General features: G+C 52.5%; 1 protein-coding gene. It reads right to left on the minus strand.

The annotated features are described in order from the left end of the window. Window positions 1-5,470 (minus strand): non-ribosomal peptide synthetase (locus FE394_RS17170; protein WP_319927571.1); only part of this gene is annotated, 5,470 nt, incomplete at both ends.

Here is a 5,470-nt window from a genome sequence, read left to right on the forward strand (position 1 = left end):
CCCGATACGGGGGAGAACGGGTCGGGAATAAAGCGTTCCGCTGTCAACTCTGGGCGGTTAAGGTAGCCGCGGGCCACACCGATGCCGCCGATATAGAGCTCACCGATAACGCCGAGAGGCGCGGGCTCACCCTGTGCATCCAGAATATAGATTTGGGTGTTGGCGATTGGCTGACCGATGCTAGGCTGCGACAGTAATAAATCAACCGGACAGAGACTGGCATCTACCGTACATTCTGTTGGTCCGTAGACATTGATGAAGCGGGTGGCTTTTATATGTTGCAATTTGGACCACACTAAAGGAGGAATGCTATCACCACCAATCAATGCCAGCTTGGGTTGGTAACCGGAGGTTGTTCCCAAACCTGCTTCCAGTAGCCATTGCAATTGGATCGGTGTGCAGTCAAACATATCCACAGCATGGCGTGCAAAATAGCGCCAAAGTGTCTGACCATCGGTACGAAGGGCTTCAGGGACGATGACCAATGTATGGCCAGAAAGCAATTGGAGCCAACTTTTCACCGATGCGTCGAATACGATACTGGCATTCATTGCTATCCGGCACGGTTGCTTGAGGGCAAATGCTATATTTAATCCTGTGTAAAGATTGATAACATTCCTGTGTTCCACCATTACCCCTTTGGGCTGACCAGTGGAACCGGAGGTATAAATCACATAGGCCAGATGACGTGAAGTTAGCCCCAGCATCTGAATATCAAGATTGTTTTCCTGTTTCTCATCAAAGATAGATGGCAACTGGGCATCAAGTAATATGCTGGGGAGGTTGCTGTCCAGCATTTCAACCAGTGTGGATTGAGTAAGCAGGGCCACTGGTGCGGCATCTTCCAGCATATAAGCCAACCGTTCAGCCGGATAAGCCGGGTCCAGTGGGACATAGGCGCCGCCAGCCTTGAGAATAGCCAGTAGCCCCACCATCATCTCCAGGCTGCGTTCAACACAGATAGCCACCCGATCATCCGGGCATACACCTATGGCAAGCAGATAATGAGCCAGACGATTGGCACGACTATTTAGTTCGCTGTAAGTGAGAGACTGTTCTTCGAATACCACGGCGATGGCGTCAGGAGTGCGCGCCACTTGTTGTTCAAACAGTTCATGGATCAGGGTCTCTCGTGGGAAGTCAGTCTCTGTATCATTGAAATCCACCAGTAACTGCTTGCGCTCAGTAGCAGGCAGGATTGATAGGTTCAAAGCAGGTCGCTGGGGTTCATTCGTCAGGGCTTCAACCAGACCACTGATGGCTGTGGCCAGATAACCCGCTACCCGGGAGGGATCGACAGTTGCGACAGTTTTGACTACCAGACTGAAATCTTCCCCAAAGTCATCGACCGATAGAGTCAGCGGGTAGTTAGTGCGCTCCTCTGCCGCCAACAGGCGCATGCCGTCCCAAGTTGTAGCATCTGCATCTGGCTGGCTATGACGGTAATTGAGTAGAGCACTGAACAATGGCATCGGCGGCATCACATTGCTGCAACGTTGGGCTAATGTCAAAGGCGCCTGCTCATGTTCAAGCAATTCTGTCAAGTCATGGTAGGTGTCCTGCACCACTTCCAGCACACTGCGGCCAGCAAGGGACACTCTCACTGGCAGAGTATTGATAAACATTCCCATCACCCGATCGGCGCCGGCTGAGCCTTGCAGACGACCCAGCAACACGGAACCAAAGACTACATCATCACGGCCGCTGGTCTGCGCCAGCACCTGTGCCCAGGCAACATGGAACAGTACACCGGGGGTGATACCCAGACGGCGGGATTGACTGCGGATTGCTTGTGCCAGTGTGTTATCTAGAGGAAGATGCGTTTCGGTTATGCCTTCACCATCGCCCTGTGCATTAAGCAGGCCGAATGGCGCTGTTGGTGTGTCGACGTCTGCGAGTCGAGCACGGAAGTAGTCTTCATGTACCGAAAGCGGCACGCTCAAAGTCTGGGCAATAAAGTTGCGGTAAGGTAACGGGGTTGGCAAGATTTCTGCTTGTCCCTGCAACAACAAGCGGACTTCGTCAGAGATAAGCTCCATCGTTATATGGTCGCCTATCAAATGATGGAAACTCAGTGCCAGCAGCCACTCGCAGTTGGCTGGGTCATGGACGATGTCAGCGGCAAACAACGGTGCCTGACTCAAGTTAAGACGATACAGATTGGTGTGCGCTTGTAACTGAGCCAATACATTGTCTGAGGAGGTTGGGACAAAGGTAGTGACTGGCAACGGTGCCTGACGCCAGACCACTTGCACAGGCTGCGTCAGTCCTTGCCAACAGACGGCAGTGCGCAAGATATCGTGGCGGTTAATCACTTGTTGCAAGGCATCAAGGAAAGCGTCGAGACGCGCACGGCTATCAAAAGCAATCAGGCTAGTTAACAAGTAGACATCACCCTGTTCCTGTAGCTGATGATGGAACAGAATACCTTCCTGTAAAGGAGCAAGCGGATAAATATCCTGCACATTGGCCGCGCCGCCCGCCACGGTGCCGACAATGGCGTCAATTTCCGCCTGAGATAATGCTACCAGCGGCAGCATGTCTGGCGTAATGGCGTCACAATCAGTACGAATGAGGTTGGGTGGTACATTCAGTGCGGCATTTCCAGCTGCTTTTGTTGTCAGGCGAGCCGCCATCGCTGTCAGGGTCGGTGATGCGAAGACAGCGCTAACATCAAGGGTCAGATCACGTTGGCGTAGTTGTTCAATCAGGCTGACGACCAGCAGTGAATGTCCCCCCAGCTCAAAGAAATTGTCATAACGTCCAACCTGCTCCAACCCTAGCAAAGTTTGCCAGATAGCTGCCAGTTGCTGTTCCATTTCACCCTGAGGTGTCTGATATTCGCGGCTGGCAATGGCGGTTTGGTCAGGAGCCGGTAGTGCCTTGCGATCCAGTTTTCCGTTCGGAGTCAGCGGGAAGGTCTCCAGCATCACAAAGGCGCTGGGGAGCATATAATCCGCCAGACGGGTACTCAGCTGTTCGCGCAGGTTGATGGCATCCAGCGTAGTGGAAGGCTGTGGCACGAGATACGCGACCAAATGTTTTTCGCCATTATCTTCTTCACGTGCAATAACTACAGCATCCTTAACACCCGCGCAACCAGCCAATTGTGTCTCTATTTCCCCCAGTTCAATGCGGAATCCACGGATCTTGATTTGGAAGTCATTGCGGCCGAGATAGACGATCGTACCATTTGACTGCCAGCACCCCAGATCACCAGTCTTATACATTCTGGCATTCGGTTGAGAACTGAATGGGTCGGAGACAAAACGTTCAGCGGTAAGCTCAGGACGGTTCAGATAGCCACGGGCAACCCCCGCACCGGCAATATAGATTTCTCCAGTGACACCGAGCGGTACAGGTTGTCCCTGTGTATTGAGAATATAAATGCGGGTATTGGTAATCGGGCGGCCAATCGATAGTGTTTCTGTTGCGTCCAGTACCTCGCCGCCTTCCAATGCCAGAGAGGTGGTAATGACGGTAGTTTCGGTTGGCCCGTAAGTATCGATCCAGCGGCAGTGCTGAGTTTCAGGCATGGATTGCCAGTCGATGAGATGACGGTATTCGGCTTTCTCACCGCCGACCGTGATTGAACGCAGAGAAGGACTGAAATCACAACGACCGGCTTTCATTTCCTGTACCCACTGGTGCCAAAAGGCAGTCGGTAGATCTACCACGCTGATGGCCTGTTCTTGCAGGAAATGGCTGAAGGCGGTGTCTGGTATCCGAATATGCGCTGGGCGCAGAATTAAGGTGGCACCGACAGTCAGTGTTGGGAAAATTTCAGACACGGCAGTATCAAAGGCAATCGTGGCAAATTGCAGGATACGATCAGTGGATTTGAGTTCACTGATCTGGCATTGGGCATGAGTAAAGTTCACCACGTTACGGTGCTCGATCATCACGCCTTTAGGCAACCCAGTGGAGCCAGAAGTATAGATAACATAAGCCAAATGGTGCGCTTGTAATCCCAATTGTGCCGGATCAGGATTGGCAACAGATTGTTGAGCAACCGTGTTCAAGTGTTTGACACTGTCCAGTAACCAGACAGAGATATCGGCTATTGGTAAATGCGTCTGTAAATGCTGCTGGGTGAGTAGTAATTTTGGTGCACTGTCAGATAAGACATGCGTCAGCCGTTCACTAGGGTATGCGGGATCGAGCGGAACATAACCCGCCCCGGCTTTTAATATGCCCAGTATTCCAATCACCATATCCAGACCGCGTTCGACACAAATTGCAACGCGATCATCGGAACGCACACCAAACTCAATCAGGGCGTGTGCCAATTGGTTAGCGCGCTGGTTCAGTTCGGCATAACTCAGTGACAGACCTTCAAAAACCACGGCAATGGCATCAGGGGTACGTTTAACCTGTTGTTCGAACAGTTCATGGATCAGGGCCGTCTGTGGGAAGTCCGCTTGTGTGGCATTGAAATCGACCAAAAGCTGCTGACGCTCAGCGGCAGGCAGGATCGGCAGGCTCAGAACAGGCTGCTGTGGCTCGGTTTTCAGAGCTTCAATCAGGCCGCTGATAGTAGTAGCCAAATAATCCACCACTCGGACGGGATCAACGCCTGCAACACTCTGGGTTATCAAATTGAAATCCTCCCCCAGATCATCCACCGAGAGGGTCAACGGATAGTTAGTGCGTTCTTCTGTGGTTAATATACGCATACCGTCCCAAACCTTATTAGCCGTACCTGGCTGGCTATGGCGGTAGTTAAGCAGGGCACTAAAGAGCGGTAACGGTGGGTTCACGCCGCTACAGCCCTGTGCCAGCGTCAAGGGGGCTTGTTCATGCTCCAACAGCGCGGTCAGATCGCGGTAGGTGGCGCGCACGACTTCCAGTACACTGTGATTAGCCAGGGATACCCGCATTGGCAGCGTATTGATAAACATCCCCATCACTTGATCAGCGCCGGCTGAGCCTTGCAGACGGCCAAGCAGCACCGTCCCGAAGACTACATCGTCACGGCCGCTGGTTTGTGCCAGTACCTGGGCCCAGGCGACATGGAATAAAACACTCGGACTGATACCCAGACGGCGGGCCTGCATGCGTATTGCTTGCGCTAGTGTGGTATCCAATAGCAAATTGGCTTCCGTCATATCCTCGCCGTTACCCTGTACATTAAGCAAGCCAAAGGGTGCGGTTGGTTCATCGACATCAGCGAGCCGGGCGCGGAAATAGTTCTCATGCATGGAGGCGGGCACGCTCAGGATTTGAGCGATAAAGTCGCGGTAAGGTAGTGCAGCAGGTAGAGCTTCTGTCTGCCCTTGCAACAGTAAACGAACCTCGGCGACGATAAGCTCCAGCGTCATATGATCGCCAATTAGATGATGGAAGTTCAGGGCCAACAGCCATTCACTGCTGGCAGGATCTTGAACAATATTGATGGTAATTAACGGGGCTTGACTCAAATCGATATGACACCGACGAGGATCGGTGTGCGCCTGCAATTGGGCCGGCA

Source organism: Xenorhabdus littoralis (assembly GCF_033949345.1).
GTDB lineage: Bacteria > Pseudomonadota > Gammaproteobacteria > Enterobacterales > Enterobacteriaceae > Xenorhabdus > Xenorhabdus littoralis.